The organism is Agromyces sp. Marseille-Q5079, assembly GCF_051016555.1.
GTDB lineage: Bacteria > Actinomycetota > Actinomycetes > Actinomycetales > Microbacteriaceae > Agromyces.
The window spans coordinates 656,292-676,669 of record NZ_JBPEJF010000001.1 but is presented as its reverse complement, the minus strand read 5'-3'; the positions used below and the strand labels follow the sequence as shown (position 1 = coordinate 676,669).

The 20,378-nt window shown below is 72.7% G+C and carries 17 protein-coding genes, 1 tRNA gene and 1 riboswitch; of the genes, 10 read left to right on the top strand and 8 right to left on the bottom strand.

From position 1 onward, the window contains the following. The first annotated feature begins 29 nt into the window (after positions 1-29). The 3 genes from ACR3IO_RS03105 to ACR3IO_RS03095 all read left to right on the top strand — a co-directional run bounded on the left by ACR3IO_RS03105 (position 30) and on the right by ACR3IO_RS03095 (position 3,126). Entirely contained in the window at positions 30-1,574 is a 1,545-nt protein-coding gene (locus tag ACR3IO_RS03105) for an MFS transporter (protein ID WP_434069693.1), read from the top strand. A 227-nt stretch (positions 1,575-1,801) separates the two neighbouring features. Further along, a complete protein-coding gene (gene gap / locus ACR3IO_RS03100) occupies positions 1,802-2,800 on the top strand; it encodes a type I glyceraldehyde-3-phosphate dehydrogenase (protein WP_434069692.1) in 999 nt (332 codons plus the stop codon). Between the two features lie 140 nt (positions 2,801-2,940). Continuing rightward, a complete protein-coding gene (locus ACR3IO_RS03095) occupies positions 2,941-3,126 on the top strand; it encodes a hypothetical protein (RefSeq protein ID WP_434069691.1) in 186 nt (61 codons plus the stop codon). A 198-nt stretch (positions 3,127-3,324) separates the two neighbouring features. On the opposite strand, the gene ACR3IO_RS03090 is transcribed toward ACR3IO_RS03095, so the two are convergent. Next, the gene (locus tag ACR3IO_RS03090; protein ID WP_434069690.1) at positions 3,325-4,668 is read right to left on the bottom strand and encodes an MFS transporter; all 1,344 of its coding nucleotides are present in this window, start codon (positions 4,666-4,668) and stop codon (positions 3,325-3,327) included. Beyond that, positions 4,659-4,755, bottom strand: a riboswitch (TPP riboswitch). It overlaps the preceding gene by 10 nt. Positions 4,756-4,932: 177 nt before the next feature. On the opposite strand from ACR3IO_RS03090, the gene ACR3IO_RS03085 reads away from it, so the two are divergent. Further along, a complete protein-coding gene (locus ACR3IO_RS03085) occupies positions 4,933-5,382 on the top strand; it encodes a helix-turn-helix domain-containing protein (protein ID WP_434069689.1) in 450 nt (149 codons plus the stop codon). A gap of 208 nt (positions 5,383-5,590) precedes the next feature. Here ACR3IO_RS03085 and ACR3IO_RS03080 read toward each other — a convergent pair whose 3' ends face one another. Both ACR3IO_RS03080 and ACR3IO_RS03075 read right to left on the bottom strand, forming a co-directional pair. Further along, on the bottom strand, positions 5,591-6,202 hold the full coding sequence (locus ACR3IO_RS03080; RefSeq protein ID WP_434069688.1) for a ClpP family protease: 612 nt from the start codon (positions 6,200-6,202) through the stop codon (positions 5,591-5,593). Then, positions 6,199-6,882, bottom strand: a complete 684-nt coding sequence (locus ACR3IO_RS03075; protein WP_434069687.1) for a ClpP family protease — start codon at positions 6,880-6,882, stop codon at positions 6,199-6,201. Before ACR3IO_RS03075 ends, ACR3IO_RS03080 begins: the two co-directional genes overlap by 4 nt. A gap of 199 nt (positions 6,883-7,081) precedes the next feature. On the opposite strand from ACR3IO_RS03075, the gene ACR3IO_RS03070 reads away from it, so the two are divergent. The 3 genes from ACR3IO_RS03070 to ACR3IO_RS03060 all read left to right on the top strand — a co-directional run bounded on the left by ACR3IO_RS03070 (position 7,082) and on the right by ACR3IO_RS03060 (position 9,994). Further along, positions 7,082-8,446 (top strand): hypothetical protein, encoded by a 1,365-nt coding sequence (locus ACR3IO_RS03070; protein ID WP_434069686.1) that lies wholly within the window; start codon positions 7,082-7,084, stop codon positions 8,444-8,446. A 143-nt stretch (positions 8,447-8,589) separates the two neighbouring features. Beyond that, positions 8,590-9,141 (top strand): dihydrofolate reductase family protein, encoded by a 552-nt coding sequence (locus ACR3IO_RS03065; RefSeq protein WP_434069685.1) that lies wholly within the window; start codon positions 8,590-8,592, stop codon positions 9,139-9,141. 154 nt (positions 9,142-9,295) lie between these two features. After that, the gene (locus ACR3IO_RS03060; protein ID WP_434069684.1) at positions 9,296-9,994 is read left to right on the top strand and encodes a hemerythrin domain-containing protein; all 699 of its coding nucleotides are present in this window, start codon (positions 9,296-9,298) and stop codon (positions 9,992-9,994) included. A gap of 123 nt (positions 9,995-10,117) precedes the next feature. On the opposite strand, the gene ACR3IO_RS03055 is transcribed toward ACR3IO_RS03060, so the two are convergent. The 3 genes from ACR3IO_RS03055 to ACR3IO_RS03045 all read right to left on the bottom strand — a co-directional run bounded on the left by ACR3IO_RS03055 (position 10,118) and on the right by ACR3IO_RS03045 (position 14,015). Continuing rightward, complete coding sequence (locus ACR3IO_RS03055; protein ID WP_434069683.1) at positions 10,118-10,915, bottom strand: MOSC domain-containing protein; 798 nt, start codon at positions 10,913-10,915, stop codon at positions 10,118-10,120. 241 nt (positions 10,916-11,156) lie between these two features. Then, complete coding sequence (locus ACR3IO_RS03050; RefSeq protein WP_434069682.1) at positions 11,157-12,926, bottom strand: S8 family serine peptidase; 1,770 nt, start codon at positions 12,924-12,926, stop codon at positions 11,157-11,159. A gap of 213 nt (positions 12,927-13,139) precedes the next feature. Then, complete coding sequence (locus ACR3IO_RS03045; RefSeq protein ID WP_434069681.1) at positions 13,140-14,015, bottom strand: SDR family oxidoreductase; 876 nt, start codon at positions 14,013-14,015, stop codon at positions 13,140-13,142. 117 nt (positions 14,016-14,132) lie between these two features. Between ACR3IO_RS03045 and ACR3IO_RS03040 the strand changes: the two genes are divergently transcribed. Continuing rightward, on the top strand, positions 14,133-14,501 hold the full coding sequence (locus ACR3IO_RS03040) for a winged helix-turn-helix transcriptional regulator (RefSeq protein ID WP_434069680.1): 369 nt from the start codon (positions 14,133-14,135) through the stop codon (positions 14,499-14,501). A gap of 32 nt (positions 14,502-14,533) precedes the next feature. Here the strand turns inward: ACR3IO_RS03040 and ACR3IO_RS03035 are convergent, their stop codons facing one another. Then, a complete protein-coding gene (locus tag ACR3IO_RS03035; protein WP_434069679.1) occupies positions 14,534-16,006 on the bottom strand; it encodes an MFS transporter in 1,473 nt (490 codons plus the stop codon). A gap of 97 nt (positions 16,007-16,103) precedes the next feature. Between ACR3IO_RS03035 and ACR3IO_RS03030 the strand changes: the two genes are divergently transcribed. Further along, complete coding sequence (locus ACR3IO_RS03030; protein WP_434069678.1) at positions 16,104-16,778, top strand: helix-turn-helix domain-containing protein; 675 nt, start codon at positions 16,104-16,106, stop codon at positions 16,776-16,778. A 65-nt stretch (positions 16,779-16,843) separates the two neighbouring features. Here ACR3IO_RS03030 and ACR3IO_RS03025 read toward each other — a convergent pair. After that, positions 16,844-16,915 (bottom strand) — tRNA-Gly (locus ACR3IO_RS03025). 242 nt (positions 16,916-17,157) lie between these two features. Between ACR3IO_RS03025 and ACR3IO_RS03020 the strand changes: the two genes are divergently transcribed. Further along, positions 17,158-20,337 (top strand): beta strand repeat-containing protein, encoded by a 3,180-nt coding sequence (locus ACR3IO_RS03020; protein WP_434069677.1) that lies wholly within the window; start codon positions 17,158-17,160, stop codon positions 20,335-20,337. Positions 20,338-20,378 lie beyond the last annotated feature (41 nt).

Here is a 20,378-nt window from a genome sequence, read left to right as displayed (position 1 = left end):
ACACTGATGTCAAAGTTTACGGTCGAAGCATGAGCGACGCAACGACCGACCGGGCGGCCACGGCGACGAGGACCCCGGCGACGACGAGCACGGCGGATGCCCCGACCCCGACCGCGATCGCGACCCCGACCTCGACCGAGACCCCCACCGCGACCAGGACCCCGACCTCGACCTCGACCGAGACCCCCACCGCGACCAGGACCCCGACCAGTGCCCGGACCTCGACCCCGGCCGCGGCGCCGGCGCCGCGGACCGCACCGCCCGCACGCCCCGTGCCCTGGCCGGCCCTCATCGTGCTCGGCGCTGCGACCTTCGTCATGGTCACCGCCGAGATGCTGCCGACCGCGGTGCTGCCGCAGATGTCGGCCGGACTCGGCGTGACCGAGGCGCAGACCGGGCTCCTGGTCTCGATCTGGGCGGGCGTGGTCGTGATCGGCAGCCTTCCGCTCGTGAGCCTCACCCGACGGTTCGACCGACGTGCCGTCGTGATCTTGAGCCTCGTCGCGCTCGCGGTGTCGGCGGCCGTCACGGCGGTCGCTCCCCTCTACCCCGTGGTGGTCGGCGGGCGCGTCATCGGCGCGCTCGCCGTCGGGCTGCTCTGGGCGACGACGAACGCGCTCACCGCCGACCTCGTCGACGATCGCGACCTGGCGCGCGGCATCGCGGTCGTGCTCGGCGGCGCGACGCTCGGCATGGTGATCGGCACGCCGATCGCGAGCCTCGTGGCGCAGGGGATCGGCTGGCGCATGACCTTCGCCGGGCTCGCCGTGGCGGCCGTGGCGGGCGCGCTGCTCGTTCGTCTGATCGTCCGCCCCGCCGGCGCGCGTGCGACGACACGCGCCACAGATGCCGGCACGGATGCCGCCCCGGATGCTGCGACGGACGCCACGCCGGATGCCACGCCGGATGCCGCCACGGACGCCACGACGGACGCCACGACGGACGCCACGACGGGCGCCGCGCCGGATGCCGCGACGCGGCCGGCATCCGACGCTCGCCGGGCCCGCGGCATCCGCCCGATGCTCGCCGTGGTCGGGCTCGTTGGCCTGCTGCTCGTCGGGCACTACGGCGTGTTCACGTACATCACGCGGATGGTCGAGGCCCCGGCGGCCGGGCTGCCGATCGGCGTCGGCGGCATGCTGCTCGTCTTCGGGCTCGCCTCGGCAGGTGGCGTCGTGCTCGCCGGGCGGTTCGGCGCCCGCACCGAGCGCGCGCTCCTCGTGGCCGCCGCCGTCACGGCCGCGGCCATCGCGGCCCTCGGCACGGTCGACGTGCACCCGGTGCTCGGCGTGGTCGTCATCGTGGTGTGGGGGGTCGCCTCGGGGGCGGTGCCGCCGCTCGCGCAGACGCTCATCCTGCGGTCGGCCGGGCCGGAGCGCCGCGATCTCGCGGGGGCGCTCATCCCGGTGGTGTTCAACCTCGGCATCGCGGTCGGGGCCGGCGTCGCCTCGGGCATCGTCGACCTGTCGGGCGTCGGGGCCCTGCCCGCCTTCGGGGCGGCCGTCGTCGCGGCATCCGTCGTGGGACTGCTCGTCGCGTTCGGTTCGCAGCGGCGCCGGATGCCACGTCGGTGAGCCACGTCGGTGAGCTGCGTCGGCTCGACGCCGGAATCCCGTTCTCGCGGCGGAATCCCATTCGATCGGGACTCCGCCGCGAGAACGGGATTCCGGCGCGCACGACGAGGGCGCGACCGAAGCGTGGCGAGATCCTTTCGTAGACTGTCGTTGCAGCCACTCGTGCATTCGGGACGACAGGCGCATCGTTGGGGGCGTACCACCCCTGACGAAAGGAACCACCTCCCATGACCCGCATCGCCGTCAACGGCTTCGGACGCATCGGACGCAACACCCTCCGCGCCCTCCTCGAGCGCGACTCCGACCTCGAGGTCGTCGCGGTCAACGACCTCACCGACCCGAAGGCGCTCGCGCAGCTGCTGCGCTTCGACAGCACCGCCGGTCGTCTGGGCCGCCCCGTCGAGGTCGACGGCGACACGCTCGTGGTCGATGGCCGTCGCATCAAGGTGCTCGCCGAGCGCGACCCCGCGAACCTGCCCTGGGCCGAGCTCGGCGTCGACATCGTGCTCGAGTCGACCGGACGGTTCACGTCGAAGGAGGCGGCGTCGGCCCACCTCGCCGCGGGCGCGAAGAAAGTGCTCGTGAGCGCTCCCGCCGACGGTGCCGACGTGACCCTCGCCTACGGCGTGAACACCGAGGCGTACGACGCATCCGCCCACACGATCGTCTCGAACGCGTCGTGCACCACGAACGCCCTCGCGCCGCTCGCGAAGGTGCTCGACGACCTCGCCGGCATCGAGCACGGCTTCATGACCACGGTGCACGCCTACACGCAGGAGCAGAACCTGCAGGACGGCCCGCACCGCGACCCGCGTCGCGCCCGCGCCGCCGGCGTCAACATCGTGCCGACCACGACGGGCGCTGCGAAGGCCATCGGTCTCGTGCTTCCGGGCCTCGACGGCAAGCTCTCGGGCGACTCGATCCGCGTGCCCGTGCCCGTGGGCTCGATCGTCGAGCTGAACACGACGGTGGCTCGCGACGTGAGCCTCGAGGACGTGCTCGCCGCGTACAAGGCGGCCGCGGCAGGTCCGCTCGCGGGCGTGCTCGAGTACTCGGAGGACCCGCTCGTCTCGTCCGACATCACGGGCAACCCGCACTCGTCGATCTTCGACGCCGCCCTGACCCGCGTCGACGGCCGCCACGTCAAGGTCGTCGCCTGGTACGACAACGAGTGGGGCTTCTCGAACCGCGTCATCGACACGCTCGAGCTCCTCGCGCAGGGCTGATCCGGCAGCTGATCGAACGGATGCCGCCACCCGCCGCCCGGCGCGGGCGGCGGCATCCTCGTGGGCATTGCGGGGTCGGTGCTGCGGGCATACCGTGGTGCCGACCGACGCCGGAGGCGTCGCGCACAAGGAGGTGCGACATGGATCCGCTGTGGTGGATCATCGGGCTCGCGATCATCGCGATGGTCGTCGTGATGCTGGTCAGGGGCCGAAGGCGTTCGCGGACTCCATCGGAGGATGCCGCCGCCGAGCGGGCCGTCGAGGAGCAGGCGCGACGGGAGCAGGAGCGGCGCGACCAGGCCGGTCCCGGTGCGGGCAGCGCCTGATCGACGCGCACGACGCGCACGAGGCGCACGAGCGCACGAGGCGCACGAGGCGCGGGTGCGTGGTCGCTCGCGTCGATCGACGGCTGGTTCTCCGACATCCCCGACGATGTCGGCCGCTGGCTCGTGCAGGTCTGAGCTGAGCGGATGCCGCCACCGTCGCCCAGTGTCGGGTGGCGGCATCCGTACGCGGCGGGGGACTCAGCCCTTTCGCGTGAGCAGCGCGCCGACAATGCCGAGCGCCGCGGCCACGATCATGAGCGCCGCGACCGGCCACCAGTGCCCCGTCGTGGCGACGAGCCACGCGGCGAGCAGCGGCGACAGGCCGCCGCCCACGATCGCGCCGGCTTCGCGCCCGATCGTGATGCCCGAGTAGCGCACCCGCGCGTCGAACAGCGACGCGAACCACATCGGCTGCACGCCGTCGGCCGCCGTGTTCACGACGCCGATGACGAGCGCGACCACGCCGATGACGAGTACGGCCGACCCGGTGTCGAGCGCGAGGAAGAGCGGCACGGCGATCACCGCGAGGCCTGCGAGTGCGGCGATCGTGAGTCGCGCCGACCCGACGCGCTCGCCGATCCGCCCCCAGACCGGGCAGGCGACCACGGCGATGCCGGCGCCGAGGAGCAGGGCCGTGAGCGTGACCCACCGTTCGAGGCCGAGACCGGCCGCATAGCTCAGGCAGAACACCGAAACGAGGTAGAAGGTCGTGTTCTGTCCGGCGCGCACGAGGAAGACCGCGAGCACGTTGCGCGGCCGCTGCAGGACCTCCCCGAGCGGATGCCGCGACGTGCGGCGCTCCTCGAGCAGCGCCGTGAACTCGGGCGACTCGTCGACCCGGCGCCGCAGGTACACGCCGACGCCGACGAGCACGATGCTGACGAGGAACGGCACGCGCCAGCCCCACGTGAGCAGTTGCTGTTCGTCGAGCACAGCCACGAGCACGACGAACGCGAGGTTGCCGAGGATGAGGCCGACGTAGAGCGCGCTCTGGATGAGGCCCCCGCGCACGCCGGGGCGGCCGGGGGCGCTCTCGAGCGCGAGCAGCACGGCGCCACCCCATTCGCCGCCGGTCGCGGCGCCCTGCGCGAGCCGCAGCAGCACGAGCAGCACGGGCGCGAGCGCACCGACCTGGGCGTAGGTGGGCAGCAGCCCGATGAGCGAGGTGGCGATGCCCATCACGAGGAGCGTTCCGAGCAGGGTCGAGCGGCGGCCGAACCGGTCGCCGAGGTACCCCGCCGCGAGGCCGCCGAGCGGGCGTGCGAGGAACCCGGTCGCGAAGACCGCGAACGAGAGGAGCACCCCGGTCATGGGGTCCTCGCCGGGGAAGAACAGCGTCGGGAACACGAGTGCCGCCGCCGTGCCGTAGAGGAAGAAGTCGTACCACTCGAGGGCGGTGCCGATGGAGGCCGCTGCCACGGCGCGACGCGCCCGGTCCGGCGACGGATCACCGCCGGGCGGCGCGCTGGGGCCGGGTGCACCCGGATCGGTGCCGAGCATGGTCGGCGGGTGGGCAGGGTCGACGTACGCGCGATCGCTCATCGCGACATCCCTTCGCTAGTCCGAACTAGATCAGGTTCGACGGGTGTGTTCTCAGCCGCGCGGATCGCGGCACCCCGTGTCACTGCCCGCGAGCCTAGCGGGTCTCGGCCGAGCACCGATCGCGCCGGTCGACGGGCGCACCGGCGCCGTATCGAGACCTCGTGGCGTCCACGGGTCCCGAGACGCCTCGTTCCTCGACCGACGGCGATTCTGCTCTGAGCGGATGCACGAGACATCCGCTCGGCGCCTCGGTAGCCTCGCGACATGGGTGCGGGACAGCGGGGTGCGATCGACCGGTACGGCGACGAGCGGATGCCGCGGCGCATCGCGCCACGCACGCGCACGCCGCTCTGGCGGGAGGCGCTCGGCGCGTTCCTGCGACGCGAGCGGCTCGCGCAGGAACGGATCCTCGCCGACGTCGCGAACGAGGCCGACGTGTCGACGCAGTACCTCTCCGAGATCGAGCGAGGGCGCAAGGAGCCGTCGAGCGAGATCCTCGCCGCCGTGGCGGAGGCGCTCGGGCTCACGCTCCTCGATGTCGCGGCGGGCGTGGCCGGCGAGCTCGGAGGCGCCGAGGAGCGCCGGCCGGCGGCATCCGCCCCGCGCCCGCTCGTGGTGCTCGACCTCACCGCTCGCGGCAGTCGTGGCCCTGCGCAGCACGAGACGTCGGCGCCGGTCGCCGGCGCGTTCCGCGACGTCGCGCTCGTCGCCTGAGGCCCGGCCCCGCATCTCCCATCCGGCATCGCCCGCCCGGCATCTCCCGCCCCGCATCTCCCGCCCGGCATCGCCCGGCGGGGTGTCGCTCCTGAACACGGCGGCACTCCGGCACTTGGGCACTTGGGCACTTGGGCACCACGTTCCTGAACGGAACCCGCGGCGGGTTCCGAACGCAACCTCCCGCGGCTACGGCGTGAGGGCGGCGCTACTCGAGCGCCGGCACGGCGATCCGCTGCACGGCCACGACGCGGTCGGCGAGCCCGTACTCCACGGCGCCTGCCGCATCGAGGATGAGCTCGCGATCGGTGTCCCGTCGCACCTGCTCGGGCGTGCGCCCGGTGTCGTGCGCGAGCACCTCCTCGAGTTCGCCGCGCACGCGCAGCACCTCGTCGGCGTGGATGATCAGGTCTGGGATCGACCCGCGACCCTGGGTCGACGGCTGGTGCAGCACCGCGCGCCCGTGCCGCAGGATTCCGCGCATGCCCGGCGCCCCGCCGGCGAGGAGCATCGCGGCCGGTCCTCCCGCCTGGCCGACGCACGTCGTCGCGACCGGCGGGCGGATGTGCTGCATGGTGTCGTACACCGCGAGCGCCGCGTGCGGCGAGCCGCCGGGCGAGTTGATGTACAGGTGCACGGGGGCCTCCTGGCTGTCGGCCTCGAGGTGCAGCAGTTGGGCGATGAGCACGTTGGCGACGCCGTCGTCGATCTCGGTGCCGAGCGTGATGATGCGCTCGCCGAGCAGCCGGCTGTACACGTCGAGGGTGCGCTCGACGTTGCCGCGGCGCTCGACCACGTACGGGATCGGGTAGCTGCTCATGCGAGCACCCCCTGTCGCGCCGCGGCGGCCGCGTGCGCGAGCGGGTGGCCCGCGGCATCCGACCGGAAGCCCGGACCGAGCGCGCGCCCGCGGGCCCCCGGGTAGATGTCGATCGCGTCGTGCACGATGCGGTCGATGAACCCGTACGCGACGGCCTCCTCGGCGCTCACCCAGCGGTCGCGCAGCGAGTCCTCCGTGATGCGCTCGAGCGGCTGCCCGGTGTGCTCGGCGAGCAGGCGCAGCATGGTGTCGCGTGTGTGTCGCAGGTCGTCGGCCTGCAGTTCGACGTCGACCGCGGTGCCGCCGATGCCCGCCGATCCCTGGTGCATGAGGATCCGCGCGTGCGGCAGCGCCACCCGCTTGCCGGGCGTGCCCGCCGAGAGCAGGAACTGGCCCGCGCTCGCCGCCATGCCGATCGCGACGGTGGCGACGTCGTTCGGGATCGCCTTCATGACGTCCATGATCGCGAGCATGGCGGTCACGGAGCCGCCGGGGGAGTTGATCCAGAACGCGATGTCGCGCTCGGGGTCCTCGGCCGAGAGCAGCAGCAGCTGGCTCGAGAGCCGATTGCCGAGGTTCTGGTCGAGTTCGGTGCCGAGCACGACGACGCGCTGGCGGAACAACTGGGTCGAGAGGTCGGCATCGATCGGATGCAGCGGGGCCGGGGTGTCTTCGCTCATGCCTCCAGCGTGCGACCGAGCGGATGCCGCGGGCCAGCGTTTCCGCCCACGGCAGTGCTGCCCTGGGCGGAACGGTCGCAGCCAAGACCGGTCGCGCACGATTGTGCTCGTCCGACACCTCGGTCGCGGCGGTGCTCTCGTAGGATCGGGTCAGCGCTTCGGCGCCGCCCCAACCAACCCCCAACGGCCAGGAGCCCGAGTGACGACATCCGTTGACGACCCGACCCCCGGTCGTCGCGCGGCCGCGCGCGCGGCGTCGGCGACCCATCGGCGCGTTCCCGACGGGGGTCCGTTCCGCTACCACGTGTGCTCGCTCGAGCCCGGCGGCGAGTACGAGGAGACCATCGTCGAGGTCGCCGTCGACGAGGGCTCGCGGTACTTCAGCACCGCGTCGGGCGCGCGGATGACCGAGGTGACCGAACGCTACGTCACCGTTCGGCGCACGAGCGAGATCCGGTCGATGCACGAACTCGACCTCGACGAGATGGCGCAGCTCGAGGACGAGCTCGAGTTCGTCAGGCCGGTCGCGGGGCACAATCCGCTCGACGATCCCGCGTGGACCGAGTTCCTCGGCGACACGGTGCCGATCGCGGCGACCGGGCCGATCGAGCCGCTCGCGACCGCGCCGACCATGCCCGATGTACCTGACGAGTCCGACGAGTCCGACGAGCCCGACGAGCGGCTCGAGTCGATCGCGCTCGACGTTCCCGACGAGCCGGACGTTCCCGACGAGCCGGTCGCGGCACGCAAGGCCGATGACACCCCAGAGCCGGCCGATGCCGGCGAACCGACGCACATCGGGGAGGATGTGGAGATGACGATGGAATCCGACGCCGACTGGACCTTCGAGCAGTTCGAGGCGGTGGTGGCCGGGTCCGCCCCGGCACCGACCCCCGTGCGCGCGGTGCCGCCGTCGACGACCGGCCCGGTCGCCCCGCTGGCCGCGGCGACCCCGGCGCCCGCCGCGCAGCCGGCGCCCGTTCCGCCGGCCCCCGTTGCGCAGGCCCCCGTTGCGCAGGCACCTGTTCCGGCGGCCGCGGCACCGGCCGCACCTGCGGCGCCTGCCGCGCCCGCCCCGACCGTCGCGGCGCCGGTCGCCGGTCCTGCCGTCCCGGTCGCGCACGCCGCGGCCCTGCAGATCGGACTCGCGCAGGGCATCGCGTTCGTCGGGCATCGCGGCCAGACCGACAAGCTCGGTGCGCCGTACATCGACCACCCCGGACGCGTCGCCGAGGCGTTCGATCCCGCCGCGCAGCCGATCGAGGCGGCCGTGGCGTGGCTGCACGACGTGCTCGAGGACACCGAACTCACCGCCGAGACGCTCCGCGAGGCCGGCGTCGCGCCCGAGGTCATCGAGGCGGTGCAACTGCTCACGCGCACGTCCGAGGTCTCCGAGGCCGACTACTACGCGCGCATCCGCTCGCATGCCGTCGCGCGCAACGTGAAGCTCGCCGACATCGCCGACAACACGGCGCCGTGGCGCGTGCGCAAGCTCGACCACGAGACGCAGGCGCGCCTCGCCGAGAAGTACGGCCGCGCCCGCGCCGCGCTCGGCGACGCCTGACCCAGGTCGCGACGGTTCGACGAGACCGCGGCCTGAGAACACCGCCCGAGAACATCGGGCCGCGTGTCGATCCGCGAGGGTGCCGTTCGACGCATGGGTGAAGGGCGGATGCGCCGCCCACGCGAATCCGGAAGGATACCGACATGCGCCCCATCATCGTCACCGAATTCCTGAGCCTCGACGGCGTCATCGACTCCCCGGGCGGAGGAGACCACCCGCGCGCGGGTTGGACCTTCAAGGAGGTGCCCTTCGTCGCCGAGGCCTACGAGCTGAAGGGCAGCGAGCAGCTCGAGGCATCCGCCATGCTGCTCGGCCGCGTGAGCTACGACGAGTTCGCGCCCATCTGGCCGACCATGGACGAGTTCGCCGAGTACAACGCGATGCCCAAGTACGTGGTCTCGTCGACGCTGACGGACCCCGAGTGGAACAACTCGCACGTGCTGCGCTCGCTCGACGAGGTGGCCGAGCTGCGCAACGGCGAGGGCGGGCCGATCATCGTGCACGGCAGCGCGACGCTCGCGCAGGGGCTCGCCGCGGCCGGCCTCGTCGACCGCTACCACCTGCTGATCTTCCCGGTGACGCTCGGCAGCGGAAAGCGGCTCTTCGACGGCAACGCGACGGGCACGCTGAAGCTCGTCGACCAGGCCGTCTACGACAACGGCATCATCAAGGCCGTCTACGACGTCGAGTACTGAGCCCGAGCGGATGCCGCGGGGCGGCGCCCTCGCCCTGCGGCGCCGCGCTGCGGTGCTGTGTCCCGGCCTCGCCGACGCGTGATCGAGGGCCTTGTCGGGCGGCGCGCGGCGGGAGTACGCTCCGATCGCCTGTTCATCGTCGATCGGAGTCCCCGTGGCCGCTGCATCCCTCCCGCCGACCGGTGACGTCCCCGAACCCGCCGGCCCCAAGACCTGCGACGCGCGCGGCATGGCCGAGATCCACCGCCTCTTCAAGGTCGGCTTCGGCGAGGGGCCGACGCTCGTGCACGGCGTCGTCGAGGCGGATGCCGCGCACGCCGACGTCGTCGGCGACCACCTCGCGATGCTCTCGACGGGGCTGCACGCCCACCACGAGGGCGAGGACGCGATGCTCTGGGACCGGCTCGAGCAGCGGGCGCCCGCCTGCAGCCTCCACATCGAGCGCATGCGCCGGCACCACGCCGAACTGCTCGTGCACCTGACGGCGCTCGACGAGGCCCTGCCCGCCTGGCGGGCGAGCGGGCGCCGTGCCGACGCGGCATCCGTGCTCGAGGCCCTCGACGGCGTGAACGGCGCGCTCGCCGTGCACCTGCCCGACGAGGAGGAGAACATCGTGCCCGTCATGGAGCACACCTTCACGCAGCCCGAGGTCGAGTGGTTCGCCGAGCACGGCCGCAAGGCCACGCCGAAGGGCAAGACGTTCGTGCAGCTCGGGGCGATCCTCGCGGCGCAGCCCGACGGCGGCGACGAGTGGATGCACGAGCACCTGCCGGCGCCCGTGCGCGTGATCTGGCGCGTGTTCGGCCGGCCGGTCTACGCGAAGAACCGCGCGCAGCTGCTCGGCACGCGCTGACGCACACTGCCGCGCGCTGACGCGGTCAGTCCGGCGGAGTTCGCACGATCGGGAGGACCCGATCGCGGATCTCCTCCTCCCGATCGCGCGAACTCCTCCGAATCCGGAGTGGAACCCGCCCCGTCAGCCGACCGTCGCGGCGTCGCCGACGGCGACCTCGCCCTCGTCCTGCGGCACGAGCAGCACGCCGAACCAGGTCTTGCCGTCGCGGCGCCGGTACTTCGAGAGCGTGCGGATCGGCTCGAGCCCGCGCTGCAGCGTGACCGGGTCAATGCCGGTCATCATGCAGCGGTCGCATCCGGCCGCGACGCGGAAGCGCACCTCGCCGAGGGTGACGAAACCCCAGTCGTCCTCGGCGAACGGCTCGTCGCCGTCGACGACGACGTTCGGGCGGAAGCGCAGCATGTCCAGCTCGGGCGCGCCCTCGTCGGTCCACGCGTTGAGGGCGGCGAGCGACGCCTCGGTCGTGAGCAGCAGCGGGCCGGCGTCTGCGAGCGACATCCGGTCGCCCTCCTGGCCGCCGTGGTCGGCCTTCACGGTGCGCACGGTCGGGTCGGGCTGCCAGACCAGTCGCACCTGCTGGCCGATGCGCGAACTCAGCCACTCGTCGGCCTCGTCGCCGGCGGGCAGCGCCGTGCCCTGACGCGTCACCTGCACCTCGATGGGATCGCCGCCGCCCGGCACGTCGACGCGGAGCGGGTCGGATGTCGCGCCGCCGAGCAGCACCCCGCCATCGGCCAGCGGCTCGGCCTGCAGGCTCAGCATCACGTTTCGCTCCCGCGCGGTCACCTTCGCGCCGTGCTCGTCGACGACGGCCCAGCGACGGTCGGCGGCGAGGCCCCACGGTTCGACGCGCGCCGAGCGCACGTCGAGGCCGCCGAGCGACTTCACGGGGTAGATGCGAACGCGGGTCACCTGCATGCGAACACGCTACCCGTCGGGCGGGCGCCCGAATCGCCGCACGCCCCGAGCGGTCGCCCGCGTGCACCATCAGGTGCAGGAGATCAGGCCTCATCCTCGCTGTGGGCGGGCATGGGGCCTGATCTCCTGCAGCGTGCACGGACCGGCCGCGCACAGGCGAGCGGGGCCGACCTCCGAGGAGGCCGGCCCCGCCGGTGCTGTCGTGCTGTCGTGTGGTCGGTCGCTCAGCGACCGGGTGCGGCTACTTGCCGACCGCCTTGAGGGCGTTCACGAGGCCGTTGCCGTAGAACCCGTTCTGCTTGGTGGTTCCCTCGCAGGTGTGGGTCGCGGTGAGGGTCGCGCCCGCCGGGGTGATGCGCGTGTACGTGAACGCGGCCGGCGTCGGGCAGGCCTTGTCGACCGCGGTCTGGCGCAGGCGCGCGTCGACGACCGAGGCGGGCAGGTACTTGCCACCGCGGATGACGTCGGGAACGCCGTACTTGCTCACGATGAGCGCGGCGACGCCGGCGGCGTGCGGCGACGCCATCGAGGTGCCCTGCAGGTACTGGTAGTACCCGCAGGTCGTGCCGGCCGTGTCGCAGCTCTTCACCACGCCATCGACCAGCACGTTGCCGGCCTCGTCGATGGCTCCCTCTTCGAGGGCGAGTGCCTGCGGGTACGCCGCGAGGATCGCCTTGCTGATGTCGCGCGTGTTGCCCGCGGTGTCGTAGACGTCTCCGCCGGGGGCGGCAACATCCACGTAGCCGTTGCCGTAGTCGGAGTAGTACGCCTTGCGCTCGGAGACGCCCGTGCTGCTCACCGAGATGACGCCCTTGCCCTCGCTCGGCATCGACGTGCAGGTCGCGGGGTCGAGCAGGTCGCGCGTGTAGGCGACCTCACCGGGGACGTCGGCGAAGTCGGGGCTGCCCACGTCGCTGATGACCTTGGTGTAGTCGGTCGCGCCGTTGCCGGCGGCCGAGACGAGCGTCACGCCGCGCAGGCGTGCGTAGTCGAGCGCGCGCTGCATGGCCTTGACGATCGTCTGCTGCTCCTGCTGGTCTGCTGCGGAGTCGGCCGGGTGGCTCGCGCAGTTGAACAGCCACGGGTCGACGTAGTAGCTCATGTTGACGACGTCGACGCCGATCTTGCCGGCGTACGTGAGGGCGTCGATCGAGGGCTGCAGGAAGAAGTACCCCGAGTCCTGGCCGGCGCGGAGGTTCACGAGCTTCACGTTCGGCGCGACGCCGGCGATGCCGATGCCGTTGATCGGCGAGCCGATCGTGGAGGCGACGTGCGTGCCGTGTCCGTTCTCGTCGACGTTCGCCGCGTCGGTGCACGACCCGTCGGCCTCGTCTTCGCAGGCGCCGTCGATGACGCCGCCGTTCGCGTCGACGGGGACGTCGACGGTGAAGTTGCGGCTCTTCTTCGCGTCGAAGTTCGGTGCGATGTCGGGGTGCGTTCCGTCGACACCGGTGTCGAGGATGCCGACGAGCACCTTGTCGCTGCCGCGCTCGACCTTGTACGAGCCGTCGACGGTGGCGCCGATCTGCTGCATGTCCCACTGCAGGGAGGCGAGAGGCTCGGCGGTGAGCGAGTTGCCGCCCTTGCCCTTCTTCGCGGCAGGCGCCGCGGGCGTCGCGCCGCCGCCTGCGCGGACCTCGGCCTCGGCCTCGTCGAGCTTCTTGGCCTCGTCGCCGCTGACGGCGTCGTCGGGCACGTCGGCGATGACGCGGTTCTGCGCCGTGCCCTCGATGACGCCCTGCGCCAGGGCCTCGGCCTCGAAGCCGGCGTCGGTGGTGCGAACGGTCGCGACGCCGACATCCGTGTTCTCGGCGACGATCGTGCCGCCGGCTGCGGTGACGGCGGCCTTCGCCGCTGCGGACGACGTGCCCGCGGTGAACAGGACCACGTACTCCTGCTCGCCCGTGGCCTGGTCCGTGCCCGTGGTGAACGCGCTCGCCGGGGCGGCAGCGAGTGCCGTCAGGCCGAGCACGAACACCGATGTTGCGGCGATGGTGCGGAATCTACGCATGACTCTCCTTACAACGAAGCGTTTCGCGTGACTCTTCCAGTTCCGATCGCAGCAGTTCAAGGGGTCGCACGGATGTCGCACGATACCCGCAGAACGTGCAGCGAATCGGCGTGATCGGGCCTTTCGCCGGAGTGTGCCGAGTGATAGGGAAAGACGAACGGCGGATGCCGCGAGCGAACATGCGCCCGCGGCATCCGCCGTTCGCGTCGTGGCTCAGGCCGCGGCGGCCTCCGTCGCGAGGGCCGCGCGCAGCCCGTCGACGAGCGAGGTCGTCGGGCGACCGGTGAGGCGGGAGACGCCGCCGGTCGGCACCTCGAGCACGCCCGCGGCGATGCCGGCGTCGAGCGAGGTGACGAATCCGATGGTGCCGGCGTCGAGTCCGGCCGCCTCGAGGGCCGCGGCCTGCTGCTCGGTGGTCAGCGGCGCGTAGGCGACCTCGCGACCCAGCACCTCGGATGCGGCGGCGGCGATGTCGGCGTAGGTGAACGCCTCGTCGCCCGAGAGCTCGTAGACCTGGCCGAGGTGGCCGTCCTCGAGCAGCACGACCGCCGCGGCGTCCGCGAGGTCGGCGCGCGTGGCGCCCACGATGCGGCCCTCACCGGTCGACGACGAGACGACGCCGGTCTCGGCGGCGCGCGCGACATCCGCCGCGTAGTTCTCGATGTACCAGTTGTTGCGCAGGATCACGGCGGGGATGCCGGTCTCGGCGATGACGGCCTCGGTCGCCGCGTGCTCGGGGGCGAGCGGGTAGTCGGCGGTGGTCGCGTTCGGTGCGCTCGTGTAGACGAGCTTGGCGACGCCGGCGGCCTTCGCGGCCTCGATCACGTTGCGGTGCTGCGCGATGCGCTGACCGACCTCGGACCCCGAGATGAGCAGCACGGTGTCGACGCCCTCGAGCGCTGCGGCGATGGTGTCGGGCTTCGCGTAGTCGAGTTCGACCGTGCGGATGCCGCGAGCTGCGGCATCCGCCAGCTTCGACGTGTCGCGGGCGCCGGCGACGATGCTCGACGGCTCGGCGCCGCGGGCGAGGAGGGATTCGACGACGAGACGGCCGAGCTGGCCCGAGGCGGCGGTGACGAGGATGGTCATGCGGGGTGGTTCCTTCCGGTTGGCCGTGCGGGTGATGCGCGGTACGAAGGGGACAACCGGATGCCGCGGTGCTGACATTCCCGCCGGAGGGTACCCACTTTGACGTAAGCTACCCACATGGTGGTAAGTCTTGCGCAGATCCGGGAGACTTCCGGCGAAGTCTTCGTCGAGGGGTGCCCGACCCGGGTGGTCCTCGACCACATCATGAGCAAGTGGGGCGTGCTCGTGCTGCTCGCGCTCACCGACGGCACGCATCGCTGGGGCGAGTTGCGCCGCGAGGTGCAGGGCATCAGCGAGAAGATGCTCGCCTCGACGCTGCGCACGCTCGAGGCCGACGGCCTGGTCGAGCGCACGTCGTACCCCGAGGTGCCGCCGCGCGTCGAGTACGCGCTCACCGATCTCGGCCGCGAGCTCATGGAGCGCATGCTGCCGCTCGTCGAGTGGGTCGCGGTGCACGCGGGCGACATCGTGCCGGCCGACGCCTGAACGCGTCGACCGGCGAACGCCGGTGACGGGGGTCAGGCCGCGCGACGCGCCTTCATGATCAGCACGATCGACACGAGCACGCCGACGACGCTCGCAGCGGCCGCGACCCAGAACGCGGTCGAGAACGCGATCGCCGGGTCTGCGCCCGCGACCACGCCCGCGGTCAGCAGCGCGGAGACGACCGGCGCCGCAGCCGCCGATCCGATCGTGCGCACGACGCCGTTCAGGCCCGTCGCGGCCCCGACCTCGTTCGACGGCGACACCGAGACGACCAGCTGGGCGCAGATCGCGTAGCCGATGCCGTTGCCGAGGCCGAGCACGGCGAAGGCGACGATCACGGCCCACGGCGTGGTCGGCCAGATCGCGAGGGCCGCGGCGCCGACGCCCATGACCGCGGCGGCGATCACGGCCGTGCCGCCACCGCCGAGGCGGGCGACGAGCATCGGCGTGAGACGGCCGCCGAAGAAGACGAGGATGGCGCTCGGGAGCATCGCGAGTGCCGAGGCCGTCACGGTCATGCCGTGCCCGTACCCCGTGGCGGCCGGCGCCTGCATGAGCAGGGGCAGCGCGACGTAGAAGACGTACGGCACGAAGCCGACGACGACGGTGAGCAGGCTGACGAGCGCGATGGGGCCGTGGCGGAAGGTGCGCACGTCGACGACGGGCGCGGCGGTGCGCACCTCGACGAGCACGAGCGCGACGAGCAGCAGGATGCCGGCCGCGCCGACGCCGAGCGTCAGGGGAGAGGTCCAGCCCCAGGCGCCGCCCTGCGAGACGGCGAGCAGCACGCCGACGAGGCCGCCCGCGAGGAGCAGGATGCCGGGCCAGTCGGTCGAGCCGGTCGCGGCCAGCTTGGCGCCGCGTGGCACCCAGACGACCACCATCGCGACGGAGACGAGGATCAGGATCGCGCCGATGACGAACATCCAGCGCCACGACAGTGCGTCGACGATGATGCCGCCCATCACGAGGGCGAGACCAGCGCCGAGGCCGATCATGCCCGGGATCCAGCCGAAGGCCGCGGCCAGCCGAGCGCCCGTCAGCCTGGAGCGCGTGAGCGCGAGCGCGAGCGGGAAGGTCGCCGTGCTCACGCCCTGCACGACGCGGGCGCCGAGCAGCACCCCGAGGTTCGGCGCGGCGGCCGCGACGAGGGTCGCCGCGGCGAAGACGACCATCGCCGTGAGCATGACCCGGCGGTGGCCGAAGCGGTCGCCGAGGTTGCCGACGACGGGGGAGAAGACGGCGCCCGCGAGCAGGAAGGCCGTGAGGATCCAGCCCGTGCCGAGGCTCGACGCCCCGAGGTCGCGCCCGATCGTCGGCAGCGCGGGCACCACGAGCGTCTGCATGAGCGAGAACGCGAGCACGGCTGCGCTGAGTGCGAAGGTGAAGAGGCCGGGGCGGCGCAGTTCGGGCGATTCGGGGGCACTGGCGGTGGCATCGTCTGCGCGGGCGCCGGGCGCGAGGATCGGGTCGGCCGTGTCCGTGACGGGGATCGCGGGGGGCATGGGGGCTCGCTCTCTGGAGTGATGGGTGGGTGACGACGCCTTTATCGGAACGGAACATCCGTTCCGATAGACCATATCACCCGTCTACACTGATGGCATGCCCGACCCCGCAGCGACCGACCGCCCCCTGCCCGGACGGCAGCGCGAGGCGCGATCCAACGACGCCGCCGTGCTCGTCGCGGCGCGCGAGGTGTTCTCGGCTCGGGGGCACGATGCGTCGATGGCCGAGATCGCCCGCCACGCCGGCGTCGGCGTCGGCTCCGTCTACCGTCGCTACCCCACCAAGGAGGCGCTGGTCGAGGCCCTCCGCGTGCACGCGGTGACCGAGGCGGCCGGACTCGCCCAGGAGGTGGCGGCCGCGGTCGAGGCCGCGCCGACCGCTCCCTCCGCCGCCTCTGAGGGGGCGGTGGCCACCTTCCTCGCGCGGCAGATCACCGGGGCGACGGGGCCGATCCTGCAGCCGCCGGGCGGGGGCGATCCGATCTCCGCCGAGCTCGCGGCCGCTTCCGAGGCGCTGCGCGCGGGCCTCGAGCGCCTGGTCGCGCGCGACCGCGCCGACGGGTTCGTGCCCGAGGGGTTCACGACGGCCGACGTGATGCAGCTCCTGCTGCACCTGCGCCCCGCACTCCCGTTCCCGCGGGCGCACGCCGATGCGCTCCACCTGCGTTACCTCGACCTCGCCATCCGCGGGCTGCACGAGCAGGCCCGCGCGGGCGTCGCACTCGAGGACGGCCCGCACTGGGACGAGTGGATGGGCACCTGGCACGACTGACGTGCCGCGACGGAAGCCGATCGGGCAGCACGAGACGTCCGTGAAGGAGCTCGGGAGAAAAAGAGAGCGGATGACGAGATTCGAACTCGCGACCCTCACCTTGGCAAGGTGATGCGCTACCACTGCGCCACATCCGCATCGCCCGCGTTTCCGCGTGCTCTACGAGACTACCCCAGTGCGGGCCGCACCGTTGACACGCCCGATGCCGGGTCGCGCACGGGGAGCCCGGTCGTCGCGCCGTGCAGCATGGCCTGATTCACCCCCGAACTGGGGCGCGGACGACGCCCCGCCGGCATCCGCCGGGCAATATCTTGAGATGCCGCGTGGCGCGGAGTTCTCCCGTGCGCGCCGTTGCGTGCCCTGGTGAGAGGACCGTCCCGTGACGCAGCGCCGCCCGATCCGCCGTCTCTTCCGACCCGTCGCCGGCCTGCTCGCGGTGCTCCTGGTCACCGCCGCGACCGTGGTCGGCGCCGCCGTGCCCGCGCAGGCGGTGCCCACCGTGCCGAGCGCGCTGACCTTCACGGAGGGCGTCGCGCCCGCGGCGCCGACGGTGCTCGTCGAGCCCGGCACGGCCGAGAACTCGGCGCTCTACGCCGACACGGCTCCCCCCGGGATGTGGCTCGAGTTCTTCGGGGCGGGTGACAGCGGCATCCGGCTCGCGGGCACGCCGGAGTTCGACGGCGTCTACAACGTGCGCTTCGATGTCACCTTCCCCGACGGCCCGTGGATGAAGGCGTACACCACGGTCGTCACGGTGCTGCCGGCGGCGCCGGTCACGCCCGCACCCGTCTGGACGACGACGTCGCTCGGCTCGATCACGCACCTCGCGGCGGTCAGCGTCGGGCTCGCGGCATCCGACACCACCTCGTACGCGATCACGGCCGGCTCACTGCCCGCCGGCCTGTCGCTCACGGGCAGCACGATCTCGGGCACGGTCACCGCCGCCCCCGGCCCCTACTCGTTCACGGTCACGGCGACCGGCCCGGGCGGCTCGGCCGCCCAGCCGTTCAGCGGATCGGTCGCGGCACGCGCCATCTCGTGGTCGGCGCCCGTCGTCGGCCCGCTCACCGTGGGCGTGGCCGTGAGCCAGCAGTTCTCGGGCACGAACGTCGACGCCTTCTCGGTGGCGTCCGGCTCGCTGCCGCCCGGCATCTCACTGACCGCGGGCGGGCTGCTGAGTGGCACGCCGACGACGGCCGGAACCTTCACGTCGACGGTCACGGCCTCGAACGAGGGCGCTCCCGTCAGCCAGTCGATGACCATCGTCGTGAACGACGTGCCGCCCGTCTGGCAGACCTCCCAGTCCCTCGGGGATGCCGGTGTCGGGATCTCATACTCCAAGGCCCTCGTCGCGACCGACGCCGCGAGCTACGCGGTCACCGCCGGCTCGCTTCCCGTGGGTCTCTCACTCTCCACCGCGGGCGTGATCAGCGGTCTCCCGACCACGGACGGCGTCTCGAACTTCACCGTGACTGCGACCAAGGCGAGCGGGGTCTCGGCTGCCCGCGCGTTCCGACTCGAGGTGTTCGCAGCTCCGGCCTGGGTCGGCGAGACGTCGGTCGTGGTCACCGTCGGTCATTCGAAGACCGTGGCCGGCCACTTCGAGAACATCTTGTCCGTTCACATCTCCGAGGATCCGAGCGGGCCGTTCAGGTCGTCGGCCTCCGGCGGCTCCATCACGGTCACCGGTCTCAGGCCCGGTACCGGCTCGACGTTCCCCCTCGGGATCACGACGGTGCACCCCTCGCTCGGCGTGAAGATCGACGTGACCGTGCTGGCCGCACCGGCCTGGGTGACCGAGTCGCTCGGCACGCTCCGCCAGACCGTGCCGGTCGATGCCGGCCTGGCGCTCGAGGCGACGGATGCCACGGGCTACGCCCTCACGGCCGGCGCCCTGCCGGCGGGGCTGAGCCTCGCCGCCGACGGGTCGATCACCGGAACGCCGACCGACTTCGGCCCGTACGCGTTCACGGTCGAGGCGACGAACGGCGACGTCGAGGTCGCGCGCGAGTTCACCGGCGTCGTGAAGGCGCCGGTCGTGGACTGGGTCACCGACGGGCTCCCCGCAGTGGCAGTCGATGCGCCGCTCGGCATCACGTTCCACGCGACGAACGCCACGAGCTTCACGGTCCTCTCCGGGGTTCTGCCGGCCGGCGCCTCGCTCACCGCGGACGGCGCGCTGACCGGCACGCCGACCGAGGCCGGCTCGTTCGCGTTCACGGTTCGCGCGGCGAACGCCGACGGCGACGGCGTGGACCGCGAGTTCACGCTCGACGTGCTGGCGCCGCCGAGCTGGACCGGGCTGACATCCTTCCTCCTGACCACCGGCGAGGGCTTCACGGTCGGGTCGAGCGACATCGAGAACGGTGATGTCGATGCGGTCTCGTTCGTCAGCGGCGCAGACCTGCTCGCCTCCGACGGCAGCGCCGAACCGGTCCTCACGAGCGTGGCGCCCGGCACGGCGATCGTGCGGGTGAGCATGGTGAACGGGGTCGGCGTGCTGCGCACGGTCGACCTCACGATCGAGATCCGCAACGCGCCCGCGTGGGTGACCGACTCGCTCGGCACCCTGCGCGAGGGCGTCGCGGTCGATGCAGGCCTCGCGCTCGAGGCGACGGATGCCACGGGCTACGCACTCACGGCCGGGGCCCTGCCGGCGGGCCTGAGCCTCGCCGCCGACGGCGCGATCACCGGAACCCCGACCGAGATCGGGGCGTACGCGTTCACCGTCGAGGCGACGAACGGCGACGTCGTGGTCGCCCGTGGATTCACCGGCGAGGTGCACGCCCCGCTCGTGGCCTGGCCGACGACCGAGGTCCCGCTCCTGCACGTGAACGTCGCGACCGAGATCGCGCTCGAGGCCGCGAACGCGGTGTCCTTCGCGGTGACCGACGGGTCGCTCCCCGACGGCCTCGCGCTCGCCGTGGACGGCACGATCAGTGGCACGCCGACCGAGGCCGGCACCTTCGAGCTCGAGATCACGGCGACGAACGCCACCGACGACGGGGTCGCGCAGGCGTTCACCCTCGTCGTCGACGAGCCCGTGCTGAGCGTCGTCCTCGGCGGGGGGCCGGGCGATGCGGCATCCGGTCTCGGGGTGACCGTGACCGGCTCGGGTCTCTCGCCCGACGCGGCGTTCGACGTGACGCTGTTCTCCGACCCGATCGTCGTCGCGAGCGGCGTGGTCGCGGCCGACGGCACGATCGACGTGGCGGCGTCGCTGCCCGACGTGGTGCCGTTCGGGGCGCACGAGCTGCGGGTCACCGCGGTCGGCGCCGACGGCGAGCCGTTCACGACGTCGGTCTGGTTCTCGGTCGGTGAAGACGGCGAGATCGTCGAGATCTCGACCGAGGGTCCGGTCGCCGAGCCCGCGACGACGCCGGTCGACCCGACTCCGGTGCCGGCTCCGTCGCCCACCCCGGCGCCGGCCGCGGCCGCTGCGCCGACGGGCATCGCCTCGACGGGCGTCGAGCCCTCGCTCTGGCTCGCCGGCTCGATGCTGCTCGTCGTGCTCGGCGGTGCGCTCGTGCTCCTGCGGCGTCGCGCGGCCCGACCGTGACGCACTAGCGCGATCGGTTCGCCGGGGCCCGCCCCGGAACA